Here is an 18,387-nt window from a genome sequence, read left to right as displayed (position 1 = left end):
TTTCAAGACAGCTCTGCCTATCAGTGGAACTGATCTTCTTCGGTGGAACCGGTCAGCGCGGTGACCGAGGATTGGCCACCCTGAATGACGGTAGTCACCTTGTCGAAGTAACCGGTACCGACCTCCTGCTGGTGTGCCACGAAGGTGTAGCCACGGCTGGCGGCGGCAAATTCCGGCTCCTGCACCATCTCGACGTAGTGCTTCATCCCTTCGCCACGGGCGTACTGGTAGGCCAGCTCGTACATGTGGAACCACATGTTGTGGATACCCGCGAGGGTGATGAACTGGTACTTGTAGCCCATGTCGGAGAGCTCCTGCTGGAAGCGGGCGATGGTGGCATCGTCCAGATTCTTCTTCCAGTTGAAGCTCGGGGAGCAGTTGTAGGCCAGGATGCGATCCGGGAACTTGGCCTTGATTGCTTCGGCAAATTTACGCGCTTCGTCCAGATCCGGCTTGGCGGTTTCACACCACACCATGTCTGCGTAGGGTGCGTAAGCCAGACCGCGAGCGATGGCCTGATCGATACCGGCACGTACCTTGTAGAACCCTTCGGCAGTGCGCTCGCCAGTCAGGAAGTCTGCATCGTACGGGTCGGCGTCGGTGGTCAACAGGTCAGCGGCGTTGGCGTCGGTACGGGCGATCACCAGGGTGGTGGTGCCGCACACATCGGCTGCCAGACGGGCAGCAACCAGCTTCTGCACCGCTTCCTGAGTCGGTACCAGCACCTTGCCGCCCATATGACCGCACTTCTTGACGGAAGCGAGCTGATCCTCGAAGTGCACGCCTGCGGCGCCCGCTTCAATCATCCCCTTCATCAGTTCGAAGGCGTTCAGCACGCCGCCGAAACCGGCTTCCGCATCGGCCACGATCGGCAGGAAGTAGTCGATAAAGCCCTCATCCTGCGGCCCAACCTTGTTGGCCCACTGGATCTGGTCGGCACGGGCGAAGGAGTTGTTGATGCGCTCCACCACGGACGGTACCGAGTTGGCCGGGTAGAGGGACTGATCCGGATACATGGTGGAGGACAAGTTGTTGTCTGCCGCCACCTGCCAGCCGGAGAGGTAGATCGCCTCGATCCCCGCCTTGGCCTGCTGCACCGCCTGACCACCGGTCAGGGCGCCGAGGCAGTTGACGTAGCCTTTCTTGGCGTCGCCGTGGATCAGACCCCACAGCTTGTCGGCACCACGCTGGGCCAGGGTGTGCACCGGCTGCAAGCTGCCGCGCAGATTCACCACGTCTTCGGCGCTGTAGCCGCGCTTGATCCCTTTCCAGCGGGGGTTTTCCGCCCAGTCTTTCTCGATAGCCTGGATCTGTTGCTCACGGGTCAGTGCCATATCAGTTCCCTCTTTCATTGATTTCACGTTTCCATTGACTTGTTATTGGCGAGCCCCGCTGGGGGCCCGTGATTCAGAGCCGCTCGTAACCGGGCAGCGTCAGAAAATCGATCAGGGTATCGGCGCAGGTGATCTCTTCCATCAGTTCGCTTGCCTCGGCAAAGCGTCCTGCCTGCCAGCGTGCTGTGCCCACCTCGGCTTTGACTACCTCCAGCTCCTCGGCCAGCATCTGGCGGAACAGCGCCTTGGTCACCACCTTGCCGTTGGCGAGGCTTTTGCCGTGGCGGATCCACTGCCAGATGGAGGTGCGGGAGATCTCGGCGGTGGCGGCATCTTCCATCAGACCGTAGATGGGCACGCAGCCGTTGCCGTTGATCCAGGCCTCCAGATATTGCAGGGCAACCCGGATATTGGTGCGCATCCCCGCCTCGGTGCGCTCGCCCTCACAGGGTGCCAGCAGGTCGGCGGCGGTGATGGGGGCATCCTGCTCGCGCAGCATGCCGATCTGGTTCTTGGCACCAGCCGCAATGGTGGCGTTGAACACCGCCATGGCGGTGTCGGCCAGACCAGGGTGGGCGACCCAGGTACCGTCGTGGCCGTTGTTGGCTTCGCGCTCCTTGTCGGCCTTGACCTTGGCGAAGACCTGCTCGTTGACGGCAGCGTCCTTGGCCGGAATAAAGGCGGCCATGCCACCCATCGCCAGCGCACCGCGCTTGTGACAGGTCTTGATCAGCAGCCGCGAGTAGGCGGAGAGGAACGGCTTGTCCATGGTTACCACCTGACGATCAGGCAGTACCCGGTCCGGATGGTTCTTCAAGGTTTTGATATAGCTGAAAATGTAGTCCCAGCGGCCGCAGTTCAGCGCGACGATGTGATCCTTCATTTGATAGAGCAGCTCATCCATCTCGAATACGGCCGGCAGGGTTTCGATCAGCACGGTGGCTTTGATGGTGCCGCGGGGCAGACCGAACTTGTCCTCGGTCCAGGCGAACACTTCGCTCCACCAGCGCCCTTCCAGATGGCTCTGCAACTTGGGCACGTAGAAATAGGGGCCCGAGCCTTTGGCCAGCAGCGCCTGATAGTTGTGCAGGAAATAGAGGGCAAAATCGAACAGGCCTCCGGGAATGGGCTCGCCATCGAAGGTGACATGTTTTTCCGGCAGGTGCAGACCGCGTACCCGGCAGATGAGGACGGCCGGATTGGCGTTCAGGGTATAGGCCTTTCCTTCCGGACTGGTGTAAGAGATGGTGCCGTTGACCGCATCACGCAGGTTGATTTGACCCTCGATCACCTTATTCCAGGCGGGAGCCAGTGAGTCCTCGAAGTCCGCCATGAACACCTTGACGTTGGCGTTGAGGGCGTTGATCACCATCTTGCGCTCGACCGGGCCGGTGATCTCCACACGGCGGTCTTGCAGGTCGGCGGGAATGCCGCGAATGGTCCAGTCACCTTCACGGATGTGGGCGGTTTCCGGCAGGAAGTCCGGCAGCTCGCCGCCATCGATACGGGCCTGGCGTGCCACACGTTGTTTCAGCAATTCCCCTCTTTGGGGAGCAAAACGTTCCACCAGTTCGGAGACCAGAGCCACCGCGTCCGGCGTCAGAATTTGCGCGTATTCGGGCAGCATCTCGCCCTGGATGCGAAGGCGGGCGCTGCAGTGGGTCTGAGCCGGTGCCGACATAAGTTTCACTCCTTTGAGAATTACATTTTGAACTTACTAACTACGACTAAAGTCGAATCCCTGTTCCTGAAACGTTCCCGCAACAACGGGGTAACACGATTGATAAGGTGCGAAATATTGTTGAGTACGTCAACAGTTTTTTTTAAACACCTGTTTTTTGGATATAGTTAAGTTGATGTTTTTTATTGCTTTATTGGGTTGGTATAAAAGCTCTACGCAGATGGTTATGCTCCTGCTTTTTCCCATCTGACAACGGCTAATTTGGGCCGTTACCCTGCCCCTCATTTTGTAACTTATTACGTAATAAAATTACAAATGCAAAAACAAATCCCGACCTAACTCCAGGCTTTGCCAAAACAGCCGTATAAAGTGCGTTTGAATGTGGCAATGAATGTTTTGCTATTGCTAGACCTGAATGGTGAACGCGCGTTTTAAACTTGGCGTGGTGATGCAGGCTCTGTTGGCACCAGTGGTTGCAACGATGGAAAGTGAAGCGCAATAACGTAGGTTTGTATCAGTTGTCGGGGGGTATGCCGGGGAGGAAAGGGGGAGATACATCAGTCAATAATACTGCCATCCTTGATAAAATTAGCAGTTTGTCGTTTTTTGCAGATTTCTCGCCAAGGGCCTGAAACGGAGAGAGTTGAACAGACGATGTGCTGGTGATGAGCGGCCATCTGGCCGGGCTCAATAGTCATCATCCGGTTCGGCAAGATCGATCACATCCAGCTGGATGACCTGTTCATTTTCGCTTTCGGTGTGGCAAGGGGTGTCGTGAGGAACGGAATAAAGCGTAATGGCGGGTGCGAAATCGGTGTTTTGGTTCATGCCTGGTCCTGTGCTGCACGCAAGCCGGACAGTGATCCCTTCACTCGTGTTTCCACCTCCCTGTGTTGTCTACCGGCGGAAAGTTGCACATCTTAATGAGTTCGGCAAAAAGATTCAAGTGGTTCTGAATGTTTTTTGTGCTTGATAGGTAGGCATCGTCAGGAGGATAAATCGGAGGCAAAAAAATAGCCCAGTCGTTTGACTGGGCTATTCTCGGGGAAAATGGTCGGTGTGAGAGGATTCGAACCTCCGACCCTCTACACCCCATGCAGATGCGCTACCTGGCTGCGCTACACACCGACGGAGTCAGACTCGGCTGACGGGAAAGAAGTCTAATAGCATGACCAAACGGGTGCAACTCCTTTTTTATCATAGAGATGCCGATTGCTTCTTTATTGCTCAGTCGGGATGCGGCTTGGGTCTGACGTGCAGATTTGGCATAATCGCCGCCCTGTCACCGCGAGCTATCATGCCTGCTATCTATGGATTCATCTGACAGGTATGGATAGCTGGAATGTAAACAGCACAATTGAACAATATAAAGAGGGGATGGGCGTGAAACCATCAGAGGTCCCAGAAATACCGAGTCAGACCGAGCAGGACGAACAGTGGATGCGCCATGCCATGGCATTGGCCGCCCGGGCCGAAGGGATTGGCGAGATCCCGGTCGGTGCCGTACTGGTGCTGGATGGTCAGGTGGTGGGAGAGGGGTGGAACCGCTCCATCAGCGAACACGATGCCTGTGCCCATGCCGAGGTGATGGCAATCCGGGCGGCGGGCAAGCAGCTGGCGAACTACCGCCTGCTCGACACCACTCTTTATGTGACGCTGGAGCCCTGCTGTATGTGTGCCGGTGCGCTGATCCATAGCCGGGTCAAGCGGGTGGTTTACGGCGCCCGAGATCTCAAGACCGGTGCCGCGGGGTCGGTGTTCGAGATCTTGCAGGACCCGCGCCACAATCATAGAGTCGAGCTGACCGGCGGCGTGCTGGCCGATGCTTGCTCGGCCAAGTTGTCGGCCTTCTTCAAGCGCCGCCGTGCCGAGAAAAAGGCAGCCAAACTGGCGCTGCAACAATCAAACGATACCCTTTCCTGAATCATTCGGGGGCAGCACAGGCTGCCCTTGCTGATTGCCTTCATAAATATCACTTTATAAACAGTGTGTTGTGTTCGCCTTCCTTCGACATAATCCCCGCGTTTTTTCCGTTAACAACCGCTGTTAAAGCGGTTCCGATGTAACAAAACTGTCATGCAACCGCCATATAATGCCGCGAAGCCTAGCTTACATTGAGGTCTTGCATGTCATCGGAATCGTTAAACCTGGTCATGGCGGGCAGTAGAAAACGCCGGATCAAGGATAAATTGGCCAAATATGGCGTCACCACAGGCGGAGCCCTGGTACTGGTGGCGCTGCTGCTAATCTTCTTTTATCTGCTCTATGTGGTGAAACCCATCTTCAATGGCGCCTCCATGGAGCCGGCCACCTCGTTTACCCTGCCCGTCGCAGGGAAGACAGCCTGGCTCGGCATGGAAGAGCAGAACGAGATCGGCTATCGCTTCAGCGATAAAGGTCAGGTCAACTTCTTCGCGCTACAAGGAGATGACAAGATCAAGGTTGGCCAGTCACTGGGCCAAGCCCAGGTTGCTGGCGACATCAGCACGGCCACAACGCCGGCGCCGGGCCAAAAGCTGATTGCCTACGGCTTTGCCGATGGCAAGGCACTGGTTGTCCAGCCAGCGTTCAAGGTCTCCTATCCCAACGATGTGAGGGTGATTGAACCCAGCCTGCAATATCCCTTCGGCGAAGAGCCTGTGGTGATCGACCCGCAAGGGAAGGCACTGCAACTGATGGTGTTCGAAGCCACCAAGGAGAAGATGGCGACCGCCGCCGTGACCGAAGATGGTCGTGGCGTGATGACGGTGATGAGCGGTGAGGAGAACTTTATCTCCGGGGAGATTGAGTGGAGCAGTGAAAACTACACGATTCCCTCCCTGCCGCGCCATGTGGATCAGATGTTGCTGACCCCTAATCTGCGGATCCTGTTCGTGCGCGAGGGTAATCGCCTCTCCGTCTATGACATTCATAACCTGAGCGAAATCTCCCTGCGCAACGTGTTGGAGATCAATGCCCCCAACGCCAATGTGACCCGGGTTCAGCTGCTCTCCGGCGCCTCTTCACTGCTGGTGGGTAATGACAACGGCGTGATTTCCCAGTGGTTCGAAGTGGCGAAGGATGGCAAACGCCAGTTCACCCAAATTCGTGACTTCAAGGGTGATGGTGCGGTAGATCTGCTGACTCCCGAGCACTTTCGCAAAGGCTTCATCAGTGCCGACAAGGATGGCATCATCAGCTTCTTCCACGCCACCGGCGAGACCAAGCTGCTGACCGAGACGGTGGAAGGGGGCGAACTCTCTGCTCTGGCCATCTCCCCCCGTCACAACCTGTTGCTGATGCAGCAAGGGAATACCTTCAAGCTCTTCTCGGTGGAGAACGAACACCCCGAAGTGACCTGGTCTGCCCTCTGGCAACAGGTGTGGTACGAAGGGTATCCGGAGCCCCAGTATGTGTGGCAATCCACCTCCGCCAGCAACGACTTTGAAGCCAAGCTGAGCCTAGTGCCACTGGTATTCGGTACTCTGAAGGCCTCTTTCTACGCCATGGTGTTTGCTGTGCCGCTCGGCGTGGCCGGTGCCATCTATACCGCCTACTTCATGTCGGCGGGGCTGCGCAAATACGTCAAGCCGACGGTCGAGATCATGGCAGCGCTGCCGACCGTTATCCTGGGCTTCCTGGCGGGTCTGTGGCTGGCGCCCATCATCGAGGGTGCCTTGCCCGGGGTGATCCTGCTGCTGATATTGCTGCCGATGGGGATGCTGCTGACTGCATTGCTCTGGAACTATCTGCCGGAGCGCGGCAAGTCCTGGCTGCCGGAGGGGTGGCACGCCATCCTGCTGATCCCGGTGCTGCTACTGATTGGCTGGGGGGCCTTCGCCCTGAGCCCGCTCATCGAGAATGCTTTTATGCACGGCGATTCGCGTATCTGGCTGACTCACGAAATGGGCATCAAGTTTGACCAGCGCAACTCGCTGGTGGTTGGTATCGCCATGGGCTTTGCGGTCATCCCCACCATCTTCTCCATCGCTGAAGATGCGGTCTTCTCGGTGCCCAAGCACCTGACCCAGGGCTCGCTGGCGCTGGGGGCCACTCCGTGGCAGACCCTGAGCCGGGTGGTGATCCTCACCGCCAGCCCGGGCATCTTCTCTGCGGTGATGATGGGCCTTGGCCGCGCCGTGGGCGAGACCATGATCGTGCTGATGGCTACCGGCAACACCCCCATCATGGACTTCTCCATGTTCCAGGGGCTGCGCACCCTCGCCGCCAACATCGCGGTGGAGATGCCGGAATCGGAAGTGGGCAGCTCCCACTATCGGGTGCTGTTCCTCGCGGCCTTCGTCCTGTTTGTGTTCACCTTTTTGTTCAACACCCTGGCCGAGTTTGTCCGTCAGCGGTTGCGTGAAAAATACAGCTCGATGTAAGGGGCGACTCTGTAATGGACAAGGAATCGACAATGGGTAAGTGGTTTAAATCAGGGGCCCCCTGGATCTGGATGACCGGCGGTGCCGTCAGCCTGAGTCTGGTGGCGGTACTGGGTCTGCTGCTGCTGATCGGCTGGCGTGGTCTGGTCTACTTCTGGCCGCACCCCATCTATGAGTGGCAGCTGGAAGACGCCAGCGGCAACAAGAGCGTACTGATCGGCGAGATCAACGATCGCGAGCAGGTACCGGTGGAGCGACTGCGCGCTGCAGGTCTGGCGCTGGAAGGGGAAGAGCGCGAGCTGCTGACCCGCTATCTGGTCAAGACCGGCAACCGCGAGTTCGTTGACCTCGATTTTCGCTGGGTGCTGGAGACGGACATCAAGTCCCAGAGCCAGCCAGCCGAGCTGGCCATGGTTGAGCGTGCCACCAACGGCAACTTCTATGGCTATATCGTCGGGGTGAAAGAGGATGGTCGCGAGCTCACCTCTGATCTGCATCCTGCCCTGCAGCGGGTGCTGGCGCGAGCCAATGCCCTTTCAGAACAGGCCAACGATCTGCAAAAAGGGGACATCGGTAGCATCAACTATCAACTGGAGCGGCTGCGCCTGAAAGAGCGCAAGGCCGAGCTGGATGACAAGCTGACCGATCAGCTCAAAGCCGAGCTGGCCAGCGAGCGTCAGGCCCTCAACGATCGTTATCAGGTGCTGGAAAAAGAGCTCTTCTCCCTGCGCAGTCAGGCCGATCGCGATGCCATCACCGTCAAGGATATGCGTGGCGAGCTGGTGATCATGCCGATGTCCAAGGTACTGGATGTGGTATGGCCCAACGACATGAGCCTGCTGGCCAAGGTGGGTCACTGGTTCCACCAGATCGGCAAGTTCGTCTCTGACGATCCCCGTGAAGCCAACACCGAGGGCGGGGTGTTCCCGGCCATCTTCGGTACTGTGTTCATGGTGTTCCTGATGGCGATCATCGTGACCCCGCTGGGGGTGGTTGCGGCAGTCTACCTGCACGAATATGCGGGCAAGAACAGCCTGACCAAGATCATCCGTATCGCGGTGATCAATCTGGCGGGCGTGCCCTCCATCGTCTACGGCGTGTTTGGTCTGGGCTTCTTCGTCTACACACTCGGCGGTTCGTTAGACCAGCTGTTCTACCCGGAAGCGCTGCCGAGCCCCACCTTTGGTTCACCCGGCGTGATCTGGTCGGCGCTGACCCTGGCTATCCTGACCCTGCCGGTGGTGATTGTCTCCACCGAAGAGGGGCTGGCGCGGATCCCGAGCACCATCCGTCAGGGCTCGCTGGCACTGGGCGCGACCCAGGCCGAGACCCTGTGGCGCATTGTGCTGCCGATGGCGAGCCCGGCCATCATGACCGGCCTTATTCTGGCGATTGCCCGTGCAGCCGGTGAAGTGGCGCCGCTGATGCTGGTAGGGGTGGTGAAACTGGCGCCGACCCTGCCGATGGATGGCAACTTCCCGTATCTGCATGTGGAGCGCAAGTTCATGCACCTGGGCTTCCACATCTATGACGTCGGCTTCCAGAGCCCCAACGTCGAGGCGGCCCGCCCGCTGGTCTACGCCACCTCCTTCCTGCTGGTGACGGTGATCGTGGGCCTGAACCTGACGGCTATCGGTATTCGTAACCACTTGCGCGAGAAATTCCGGTCGCTGGAGCATTAATCCGGCGCCGCATGAGTGATACAAGAGTGAGATAACAGAGGGGCGGCCGAGCGCGAGCCGCCATCTCTCTGCACCAATACGTGAGGGGCGCCGGCAGCAGTCCGGCCACTCCAGATTGATTTTGAGGTAACAGATGATCAACGTAACGACCACGTCTACCCAGCACACCGCGCTGGACCTGCTCAACCTGACCCCGGAGCAGACCGCGCTGGAGGTGAAGGATCTCAACCTGTACTACGGCAGCAAGCAGGCGCTGTTCAACGTCAACATGAAGATCCCCAAAGGGCAGGTGACCGCCTTTATCGGCCCGTCAGGCTGTGGCAAATCGACCCTGCTGCGCTGCATCAACCGGATGAACGATCTGGTGGAGATCTGCCGCATCGAGGGGGAAATCCAGCTGCACGGCCACAACATCTATGACAAGAGCGTCGATGTTTCCGCCCTGCGCCGTCAGGTGGGCATGGTGTTCCAGCGCCCGAACCCGTTCCCCAAGTCCATCTACGAGAACGTGGTCTATGGTCTGCGCCTGCAGGGGATCAACGATCGTCGCACTCTGGATGAAGCGGCCGAGCGCTCCCTGCGCGGTGCGGCCCTGTGGGACGAGGTGAAGGATCGTCTGCATGACAACGCCTTCGGTCTCTCCGGTGGTCAGCAGCAGCGTCTGGTGATTGCCCGCGCCATTGCCATCGAGCCGGAAGTGTTGCTGCTCGATGAACCGACCTCGGCGCTCGACCCCATCTCCACCCTCACCATCGAGGAGCTGATCAACGAGCTCAAGAGCCAGTTCACCGTGGTGATCGTGACCCACAACATGCAACAGGCTGCGCGTGTATCGGATCAGACCGCCTTCATGTATATGGGCGAGCTTATCGAGTACTCGGATACCAACACCATTTTCACCACCCCGGCCAAGAAAAAGACCGAAGATTACATTACCGGTCGTTACGGCTAAGGAGAGGAGAGGATGAATCTCAGCAAACAGATTGGCAGTCGGTTCAACGGCTAAGGCATAATCGGAGCAATCAAGGATTATTTGTATGGACAATATGAACCTCAATAAACACATCTCCGGTCAGTTCAATGCCGAGCTAGAGAGCGTGCGCAACCAGGTGCTGGTGATGGGCGGTCTGGTAGAGCAGCAACTCACCGACGCCATCGCGGCGATCCACGATCAGGATCTCGATGCGGCGCGTAAAATCGTGGCCAACGACCACAAGGTCAACGCGATGGAAGTGGCGATCGATGAGGAGTGCACCCGCATCATCGCCAAGCGTCAGCCGACTGCCTCCGACCTGCGACTGGTGATGGCCATCATCAAGACCATCACCGATCTGGAGCGCATTGGCGACGTGGCCGACAAGATCGCCCGCATGCTGACCGACAACGCCAACAAGCCGCAGCCGCCGCTGGTGTCGCTGGAGAACATGGGCCGTCGTACCATCAAGATGCTGCACGATGTGCTCGACGCCTTCGCCCGCATGGATCTGGATGCGGCGCTGGCGGTCTACAAAGAAGATGACAAGGTAGACCGGGAGTACGAGTCCATCATCCGCGAGCTGATGACCTATATGATGGAAGATCCCCGCACCATCCCCCAGGTGCTCAACGTGCTGTGGGCGGCGCGAGCCATCGAGCGGGTCGGCGATCGTTGCCAGCACATCTGCGAGTACATCGTCTACTACGTGAAAGGCAAGGATGTGCGCCATACCAAGGCGGACGATCTGGGCACCCTGCTGGGCAAGGGCTAACCGGAAGTGAATAAAAAGGCGCGTGAAGCGCCTTTTTTGTTGCATAACTGGTCGGAGTAAGATAAAGCCCCCAACTGGCTGTTTTCTGATAGAATACTCCCCCTGTGTGAGTCCCGGATGGGCTCACGGTCCGGTCTCCCGGGCCCAGTTTGCCGTCTTGTGCTAAGGCGGGTGTAGCAATAGGTTAATCATGAGTTTTGCCGATAGTTTGTTCTTTTTAATGCTGCTGGTTGGCGGCAGTGTGTTCTTCTCCCTCTCCGAGATCTCTCTCGCCGCGTCTCGCAAAATCAAATTGCAGGTGATGGCGGATGAAGGTAATCGCCAGGCCGAAAAGGTGCTGGCCCTGCAGGCCCAGCCGGGCAACTTTTTCACCGTGGTGCAGATTGGCCTCAATACCGTCGCCATTCTGGGCGGTATCCTGGGTGAGTCTGCCCTCAACCCCGCCATCAAGGGGATTGTCTCCCAGTTCTACCAAGGGCCCTGGCTTGGCGAGATCAGCTCCGGTGCCTCCTTCGTGTTCGTCACCGGCATGTTTATCCTGATCGCCGATCTGATGCCCAAGCGTCTGGCCATGACCATGCCCGAGCAGATTGCCGTGGTGGTGGTACGCCCCATGCTCTTCTTCGTCACCGTGTTGATGCCGCTGGTGTGGGTCTTCAACGGATTGGCGAACTCCCTGTTCCGTCTGATGCGCGTCTCCACGGTGCGCAACGACGAGATCACCTCCGACGATATCTATGCGGTGATGGATGCCGGTGCCGAGGCGGGGGTTATCCAGCGCGAGGAGCATCAGCTCATCGAGAACGTGTTCGAGTTGCAGTCCCTTGGTGTCACCTCTGCCATGACGGCCCGCGAGAGCCTCATCTACTTCACCCTGCAAGAGAGTGAAGAGAGCATCAAGGCGAAGATCGCCGAACATCCCCACAACAAGTTTCTGGTCTGTGACCACAACCTCGACAGCATCAAGGGCTTTGTCGATGCAAAAGAGCTGCTGATCCGCGTTATCGGCGGCCAGAGCATCGACCTTATCGGTGGCAACCTGGTGCAGAACGTCATCATCATCCCCGATACCTTGAACCTCTATGAGGCGATGGAGTACTTCAAGAATCATCGTGGCGACTTTGCCGTGGTGATGAACGAGTACGCGTTGGTGGTGGGGATTGTCACCATGAACGACCTGATGAGTACCGTCATGGGCGAGTGGGCCACCCACGTGGTGGAAGAGCAGATCGTCCAGCGCGACGAGAACTCCTGGCTGGTGGACGGGGTCACCCCCATCTCCGACGTGATGCGCGCCTTCGATATCGAAGAGTTCCCCGAGAACCAGAACTACGAGACCATCGCCGGCTTTATCATGTATATGCTGCGCAAGATCCCCAAGCGCACTGACTCGGTCAAATACGCCGGTTACAAGTTCGAAGTGGTCGATATCGACAGTTACAAGATTGATCAGCTGCTGGTTACCCGGGTCGAACCGGCTGTGGCCGAGAAGCTAGCTCAGGAATCGTAAAAGGAGCGACATAAGAGTCATGAAGATGCAGTCTCATTCCCGTGCGCTGGCCTGTGTCGCGCTCGCCCTGGCACTGGGTGCCTGTAGTCAGAGTGCGCCGCGCAAAGCCACAGTGGCAGCCAAGCCGGTTGCCCCCAAGCCTGCCGTGGTCGTGCCGCAGCCGGATCCCGATGCGGTGGTACAAAGCGGCATGGCCGAGCCGAGCCCGGTCTTTGATGAGCAGTATCATGGCCCGGATCAGGGGTCGCTGGAGTCGGTGACCGCCCTGTTTGCCCGTGGCTACATCGAGTCCGCCATGCGCGAGACCATGCTGGCGGCGGTGCACAATGACTATCCGCTGCTCGGCATGCGGGATGTGCGGTTGACCGATCCGGTCTCCAAATTCCTCACCTCCGAGCATGCGGCCACCACGGCCCATGACTACCTCTATGCGGGTGTGCAGCGTCGTCTCGGTCGTCCGCTCAGCCCTGCCCAGTGGGAGCAGATCTGGCGCGGTTTGCCGCAGCAGGGTCGGGTCTCCGACTGGGTCAAACAGATCAAGCGAGTGCTGGCCGGGCGTTAAGTCGCCAGCGGATCAAGATAGTGATGAGGCCACCTTCGGGTGGCCTCTTGCATTTCTGCGTTTGCCTCGCCGTTTGCACGCTGATTTCTGCTGATACTGATTGCCGCCCGTGGCACTTTGTTTTATCTTGCCTTGGCCATCTAAACATCCATATGTTTTTATGGCTGCATAATAAAAGGGCTCCCCAAGATGAAGCGGGACGATCTGCAGCGATTCGATGCGAAACCGCAGATCAACAAAACAAACAGATAAATACGCAAATAAACAACGCATATAACAAAGAGACACGACAGATGAAAACCAGGGAATTGTGGGTGCTGGATGGGGGCATGGGGCGCGAGTTGGCACGGCGGGGGGCACCGTTTCGTCAACCCGAGTGGTCGGCGCTGGCCTTGATGGAGGCGCCAGAGACGGTGCGTGATGTGCATCAGGCCTATGTGGCGAGCGGAGCTCGGGTCATCACCACCAACAGCTATGCGCTGGTGCCGTTTCATATCGGCGATGAGCGTTTCTTTGCCGACGGGGAGGGGTTGGCAGCACTGGCTGGTCAGCTGGCCCGTGAGGTGGCTGACGCGCAGAAGGGCGCCGTGCAGGTGGCGGGTTCTCTGCCACCGTTGTTTGGCTCCTACCGTGCCGACCTGTTCAAGGTGGACCGGGTGAGCGAGCTGGCGACGCCGCTTATCCGGGCGCTATCCCCTTATGTGGATATCTGGTTGGCCGAGACCATGAGCCTGATTGCCGAGCCACTGGCCCTGAAAGCGCTGTTGCCTGACGATGGCAAGCCGTTCTGGGTCTCCTTCACGCTGGAAGATGAGGCGCCGGGCAACGAACCGCGACTGCGTTCCGGCGAGCAGGTGGCTGATGCGGTGACCACGTTAGTGGCGGCCGGGGTCGATGCCATCCTGTTCAACTGCTGTCAGCCCGAGGTGATCGAGGGAGCGCTCAAGGTGGCAAGTGCTGCGTTGCAGGCAGAGGGTCGCAGCGACATCCGCCTCGGAGCCTATGCCAACGCTTTCCCGCCGCAGCCCAAAGAGGCCACCGCCAACGACGGACTGGACGAGATCCGCGCCGATCTGGGGCCGCTGGATTATCTCGGCTGGGCCGAGCGCTGGCGCGGGGCCGGGGCGAACTTGATCGGCGGTTGCTGCGGTATCGGCCCCGAGCATATTCAGGCGCTGAGCAGCCGGTTGCGCTAAGGAGCACCCATGAAAGAGAACAAGATTGGGCTCTGGTCCCTCACCGCGCTGGTATTCAGCTCCATGGTGGGGGCGGGGATTTTCAGCCTGCCCCAGAACATGGCCGAGGTGGCGGGGGCGCGCGCTGTGCTGATCGGCTGGGGCGTGACGGGGGTGGGCATCCTGGCGCTCGCCATGAGTTTTCTCTATCTGTCGCGACTCAGGCCCGATCTCGACGGCGGCATCTACAGCTATGCCCGCGCCGGTTTTGGCGATCTGGTGGGCTTCTTCTCCGCCTGGGGTTATTGGCTCTGTGCCACCATCGGCGTGGTGGGTTATCTGGTCATTGCCTTTGCGGCGCTGGGCAGTTTTATCGATACCCCCGAGCAGGTCTGGTTTGGTGAGGGCAACACTCTGGCAGCGTTTGTCGGCGAGTCCTGCATCCTCTGGGCGGTGCACCTGCTGGTGGCCCGCGGCGTGCAGCAGGCGGCGCTGTTCAATCTGGTGGCGACCCTGGCCAAGAGCCTGCCGCTGCTGCTGTTTATCCTGTTCGCCTGCTACTGGTTCGATCCGGTCACCTTCGCGGCGGATCAGCAGGGCAGCACCCTGGCGGTGCCGGTCTCCGAGCAGGTGCGCAATACCATGCTGATCACTCTCTGGGTCTTCACCGGTATCGAGGGGGCAGCGGTGCTGTCGGCCCGCGCCCGAAACCGGCGGGATGTGGGCACGGCCACTGTGCTCGGCGTGGTGCTGGCGCTGCTGCTCTATGTGCTTATCTCGGTGCTGGCGCTCGGAATATTGAGTCGGCCCGAGCTGGCGGCGCTGCCCAACCCCTCCATGGCGGGGCTGATGGCCCAGATGACCGGCTCCTGGGGCAAGCTGCTCATCAGCGTCGGCCTGATCGTCTCGGTGCTTGCCTCCTACGTGAGCTGGACCCTCTTCTCGGCGGAGGTGCCGTTCAGCGCAGCCCGCCACGGTGCATTTCCCGCCATCTTCCGGCGCCAGAACCGCAATGGGACGCCTATCGCCTCGCTCTGGCTCACCAGCCTGACGGTGCAGACTTGCCTGCTGCTGGTGTGGCTGCTCGGCAAGGGCTACACCAGTCTGCTGCTTATCTCTACCTCGATGATTTTGGTGCCCTACCTGCTGATCGGTCTGTTCTTGCTCAAGCTCTCGTTCAGCAAGAAGGGTGAGGGCGGGCAGGGCCGCGGTCTGATGCGGGCGGTGGCACTGGTATCGAGTTGTTACGGTTTCTGGCTGCTCTATGCTGCCGGGGTTGAGTATCTGCTGCTCTCCTTACTGCTCTACGGGCCGGGTCTGCTGCTGTTTCTCTACAGCCGTCGTCAGCTGGGCACAGATCTTTGTCTGAGTGGTCGCGAACGGCTGTTGGCCGGAGTGACCTTGCTGAGCCTGATCCCCGCCGTCTGGTCGTTCGCCCATCTCTGACATCGAAGATGTGACTGACCATAAGAGAGCGCCACTGTGGCGCTCTCTTGTTATCAGGGACTTGCTATCCGGGAGTTGCGATTCGGGGCGAAGGCTCAGCGGCTGGCAGGTCCGGCCGGTTTGCCAAACAGCACGGCGAGCTTTTGTCGCCAGGGCAGGCCACGAGCATCACGTAGCATGTCGCGCCACTCATGGAAGGTGAGAGTGAGGGGGTTGAAGCTGTGGATCGGCTTGGTGATGCCAAAGCGACACGGCTCGGCCGGATCCTCCTCGACAAAGGTACCAAACAGCCGATCCCAGATGATCAGCACCCCGGCGAAGTTGCGGTCTATGTACTTGGCATTGCTGGCGTGGTGCACCCTGTGGTGGGAGGGGGTGTTGAAGATCCACTCAAGCCAGCCGAGCTTGTCCACCACCTGGGTGTGGACGAAAAACTGGAAGCCCAGACTCAATAGCACGGTGGCGACCACCGCCTCGGGCGGGAAGCCGATGACAATCATCGGGATCCAGAACAGCCACATGCCGGAGATGGGATACATCAGGCTCTGGCGAAAGGCGGTGGAGAGATTGAGCCGCTCCGAGCTGTGGTGCACCACGTGGGAGGCCCACAGCCAGCGAACATGGTGGCTGGTGAAGTGGAACAGCCAGTAACAAAGATCCTGCAACAGGAAGAGCAGCAATACGCTCCAGAAGGTGAGGTCGATGTCGAACAGTCGCCAGCCCCAGAGGGTGTCATACAGATAAGCAATGGCGATGGCCGCCAGCGCATCGCCCCCTTGGTGCATCAGGGCCAGGGCTGCGTTGGCGAACAGATCCCGCCACTGGTAGGTGGCGGTTGGAAAGGCCGCGCCATGTTTGCGCAGGTAGAGCATCTCCCAGCCGATAAAGGCCAGAAAAACCGGGGAGAGGTAGAGCAAAAGCAGTTGCACATCCATATGCGGCCATCCATTCAGAGCAATTGCTCTCCAGCATAAAGGATGGTTTTAGTATTTCATTAACATTTTTTCAGCCAACGAAGAGATGGCATGAAATATGGCGCGCCAGCAGAGGAAGGCGCGCTGGATGGCTATGCTTGATGCAGGCTTTTTCAGGAGGTGCTGGCTTATGCGCGTCTGGTGTTGCTTGTTACTGGGGTTGTGCATGATGGCGCATGCCAAGACCCGGGTCGAGATCCTGGCGGATGCCGCCTATCCCCCCTACTCCTGGCAGGAAGGGGAGGAGGTCAGGGGGATCTATGCCGACATCATCCGCGAGGTGACCTCTGCCATGCCTGACTATGAGGTGGTGCTCAAGCCTATGCCGTGGCGGCGCGGTCTGAGCATGGTGGAACAGGGGACCGCCTTCGCCATTTTTCCACCCTACTATATGCCCGATACCCGCCCTTATATGTGGCCCTACTCCCAGCCGATGCTGGATGAAGAGTTGGTGGTGATGTGCGGCGCCAGTGTGGCGGCCAATACCCCGCAGGCCAGGTTTCCGCTCGATTATCATGGTTTACGCTTTGGCATGAACGCCGGTTTTGCCGTCGGTGGCGATGCCTTTTGGCAGGCAGTAAAAGAGAAGCAGATCGACGTGGAGGAGGTGAAAAGCAATCGGGAGAACCTGCTCAAGATTGTCCGCGGCAGGGTCGATTGCACCATCAATGATCGTCTCTCCCTGCTCTATGAGTTGCTCAACATGATAAAGGCCGATCAGCTGGCGGTGGCCGATATGTCCCTGCTCAAACAGGGTCCGGTGCTCAGCAAGGAGCAGGGGTTTCTCGGATACAGCCGCAAGGGGGAGTACCCCTACAAACAGGCCTTTATCGACCAGTTTGACAAGGAGCTCTATCAGCTCAAAAAACGTGACGGGGTGAAAGTGATCGTGGAGCGCTATCTGGGAAAGTCCCCGCGCTGAGCCGATGAGATGGGCACTCGGGTTCAGCTGGGTTAAGCCTGCTCAGCGTGATGCACAAAAAGAGAGCTGAGGTATCCTGATTTTCACAGACAGTTCCGATTGTTACGATGAGACAATCGGGGGTATTGAATGAAATCGAGAGAACACAATTCACCAGAGTTTCGGGCAGAGTCGGTTCGACTGGTGTTGGAGCAAGGCCTTGGCCAAGCTGAAGCCGCCAGAAGGTTGTGTATAGCCAAGGGCACACTGAGCAACTGGGTGGTCGTAGCCAAAGGAGGAAATGATACATCGGCCCGCGTTCTGTCGCCGAGCTGGAGGCTGAAGTGGCCCGGCTACGCAACGCTCTCGCACAAGCCAACATGGAGCGCGACATCATAAAATGGTCGCCGCGTACTTTGCTCAGGAGTCACTGTAGTGGTCAACTAAATCCGGACACTTGGTTAGGCCGTTCTTCGGCTTTTGCTGGCGGTATCCCGTTATTGTGTTGATGTGGACGCCGCCAGTTGTAGTAATCCATCAGGTAGTAACTGATATCCCGCTTCGCCTCTCGCAAGCTCATATATCCCAGAGCCGGGAGCCACTCTGACTTCAGGCTTCTGAACAATCGCTCCATCGGGGCGTTATCCCAGCAGTTGCCACGCCGACTCATACTCTGGGTCATGCGATAGCACCACAGTCGTTGCCGAAATGCCCGGCTGCCATATTGGCAGCCCTGATCGGAGTGAAACAGCACACCGGATGGGCAACCCCGCTGCTGATAGGCCATCTCCAGTGCTTTGATGGCCAGCTCTGCATCAGGCTTATCAGACATCGCCCAGCCCACGACCCGCCGAGTGTGCAGGTCAAGCACCGCTGCCAGGTAATGCCAGCGACCACCGGCCCAGACGTAGGTGATATCGCCACACCACACCTGATTGGGTTGCTGGACATCAAATTCGCGGGCCAGCAGATTGGGTATGTCCGGTCGTTCAGACTGTGCCACCTTATAG

15 protein-coding genes, 1 tRNA gene and 1 pseudogene are annotated in these 18,387 nt (G+C 58.7%); 11 read left to right on the top strand and 6 right to left on the bottom strand.

What is annotated here, in order from left to right; genetic code table 11:
* Window positions 1–20: 20 nt before the first annotated feature.
* The 4 genes from aceA to ACB040_RS08960 form a co-directional block, all read right to left on the bottom strand.
* Window positions 21–1,334, bottom strand: a complete 1,314-nt coding sequence (gene aceA / locus ACB040_RS08975; RefSeq protein WP_005344572.1) for an isocitrate lyase — start codon at window positions 1,332–1,334, stop codon at window positions 21–23.
* A gap of 73 nt (window positions 1,335–1,407) precedes the next feature.
* Window positions 1,408–3,015, bottom strand: a complete 1,608-nt coding sequence (aceB, locus tag ACB040_RS08970) for a malate synthase A (RefSeq protein WP_371154509.1) — start codon at window positions 3,013–3,015, stop codon at window positions 1,408–1,410.
* A 687-nt stretch (window positions 3,016–3,702) separates the two neighbouring features.
* Complete coding sequence (locus ACB040_RS08965; RefSeq protein ID WP_005334106.1) at window positions 3,703–3,843, bottom strand: hypothetical protein; 141 nt, start codon at window positions 3,841–3,843, stop codon at window positions 3,703–3,705.
* A 223-nt stretch (window positions 3,844–4,066) separates the two neighbouring features.
* Window positions 4,067–4,143, bottom strand: a tRNA-Pro gene (locus tag ACB040_RS08960).
* Between the two features lie 249 nt (window positions 4,144–4,392).
* On the opposite strand from ACB040_RS08960, the gene tadA reads away from it, so the two are divergent.
* The 9 genes from tadA (at window position 4,393) to ACB040_RS08915 (ending at window position 15,502) form a co-directional block, all read left to right on the top strand.
* Window positions 4,393–4,938: a tRNA adenosine(34) deaminase TadA gene (tadA, locus tag ACB040_RS08955; protein ID WP_371154511.1), complete on the top strand. Its 546-nt coding sequence runs from the start codon at window positions 4,393–4,395 to the stop codon at window positions 4,936–4,938.
* 203 nt (window positions 4,939–5,141) lie between these two features.
* A complete protein-coding gene (locus tag ACB040_RS08950; protein WP_371154513.1) occupies window positions 5,142–7,379 on the top strand; it encodes a phosphate ABC transporter permease in 2,238 nt (745 codons plus the stop codon).
* A 32-nt stretch (window positions 7,380–7,411) separates the two neighbouring features.
* On the top strand, window positions 7,412–9,061 hold the full coding sequence (pstA, locus tag ACB040_RS08945) for a phosphate ABC transporter permease PstA (protein ID WP_371154515.1): 1,650 nt from the start codon (window positions 7,412–7,414) through the stop codon (window positions 9,059–9,061).
* A 133-nt stretch (window positions 9,062–9,194) separates the two neighbouring features.
* Entirely contained in the window at window positions 9,195–10,013 is an 819-nt protein-coding gene (pstB, locus tag ACB040_RS08940) for a phosphate ABC transporter ATP-binding protein PstB (protein ID WP_005334102.1), read from the top strand.
* A gap of 85 nt (window positions 10,014–10,098) precedes the next feature.
* The gene (gene phoU, locus ACB040_RS08935) at window positions 10,099–10,809 is read left to right on the top strand and encodes a phosphate signaling complex protein PhoU (protein WP_005334097.1); all 711 of its coding nucleotides are present in this window, start codon (window positions 10,099–10,101) and stop codon (window positions 10,807–10,809) included.
* A gap of 190 nt (window positions 10,810–10,999) precedes the next feature.
* Window positions 11,000–12,319, top strand: a complete 1,320-nt coding sequence (locus ACB040_RS08930) for a hemolysin family protein (RefSeq protein ID WP_201990378.1) — start codon at window positions 11,000–11,002, stop codon at window positions 12,317–12,319.
* A gap of 19 nt (window positions 12,320–12,338) precedes the next feature.
* Window positions 12,339–12,881 (top strand): hypothetical protein, encoded by a 543-nt coding sequence (locus ACB040_RS08925; protein WP_069555291.1) that lies wholly within the window; start codon window positions 12,339–12,341, stop codon window positions 12,879–12,881.
* Window positions 12,882–13,174: 293 nt separating this feature from the next.
* Complete coding sequence (locus ACB040_RS08920; protein WP_371154518.1) at window positions 13,175–14,077, top strand: homocysteine S-methyltransferase family protein; 903 nt, start codon at window positions 13,175–13,177, stop codon at window positions 14,075–14,077.
* A gap of 9 nt (window positions 14,078–14,086) precedes the next feature.
* A complete protein-coding gene (locus tag ACB040_RS08915) occupies window positions 14,087–15,502 on the top strand; it encodes a basic amino acid/polyamine antiporter (RefSeq protein ID WP_338771545.1) in 1,416 nt (471 codons plus the stop codon).
* A gap of 95 nt (window positions 15,503–15,597) precedes the next feature.
* Here ACB040_RS08915 and ACB040_RS08910 read toward each other — a convergent pair whose 3' ends face one another.
* The gene (locus ACB040_RS08910; RefSeq protein WP_371154521.1) at window positions 15,598–16,437 is read right to left on the bottom strand and encodes a sterol desaturase family protein; all 840 of its coding nucleotides are present in this window, start codon (window positions 16,435–16,437) and stop codon (window positions 15,598–15,600) included.
* A 169-nt stretch (window positions 16,438–16,606) separates the two neighbouring features.
* On the opposite strand from ACB040_RS08910, the gene ACB040_RS08905 reads away from it, so the two are divergent.
* Together ACB040_RS08905 and ACB040_RS08900 are read left to right on the top strand one after the other, a co-directional pair.
* Window positions 16,607–17,398 carry an ABC transporter substrate-binding protein gene (locus ACB040_RS08905; RefSeq protein WP_005334089.1) on the top strand — a complete coding sequence of 264 codons (792 nt, stop codon included), beginning with the start codon at window positions 16,607–16,609 and terminating at the stop codon, window positions 17,396–17,398.
* Window positions 17,399–17,527: 129 nt separating this feature from the next.
* Window positions 17,528–17,809 (top strand): annotated as a pseudogene (locus ACB040_RS08900) (transposase); the annotation flags it as partial.
* Window positions 17,810–17,816: 7 nt separating this feature from the next.
* On the opposite strand, the gene ACB040_RS08895 reads toward ACB040_RS08900, so the two are convergent.
* On the bottom strand, window positions 17,817–18,387 hold a 571-nt coding region (locus ACB040_RS08895; RefSeq protein WP_371154523.1), incomplete at its 5' end, for an IS3 family transposase.

Origin of the sequence: Aeromonas sp. S11(2024) (genome assembly GCF_041402345.1) — a bacterium.
Taxonomy (GTDB): domain Bacteria; phylum Pseudomonadota; class Gammaproteobacteria; order Enterobacterales; family Aeromonadaceae; genus Aeromonas; species Aeromonas veronii.
The sequence above is the reverse complement of the archived record's forward strand: the minus strand, read 5'-3'. Positions and strand labels throughout refer to the sequence as shown.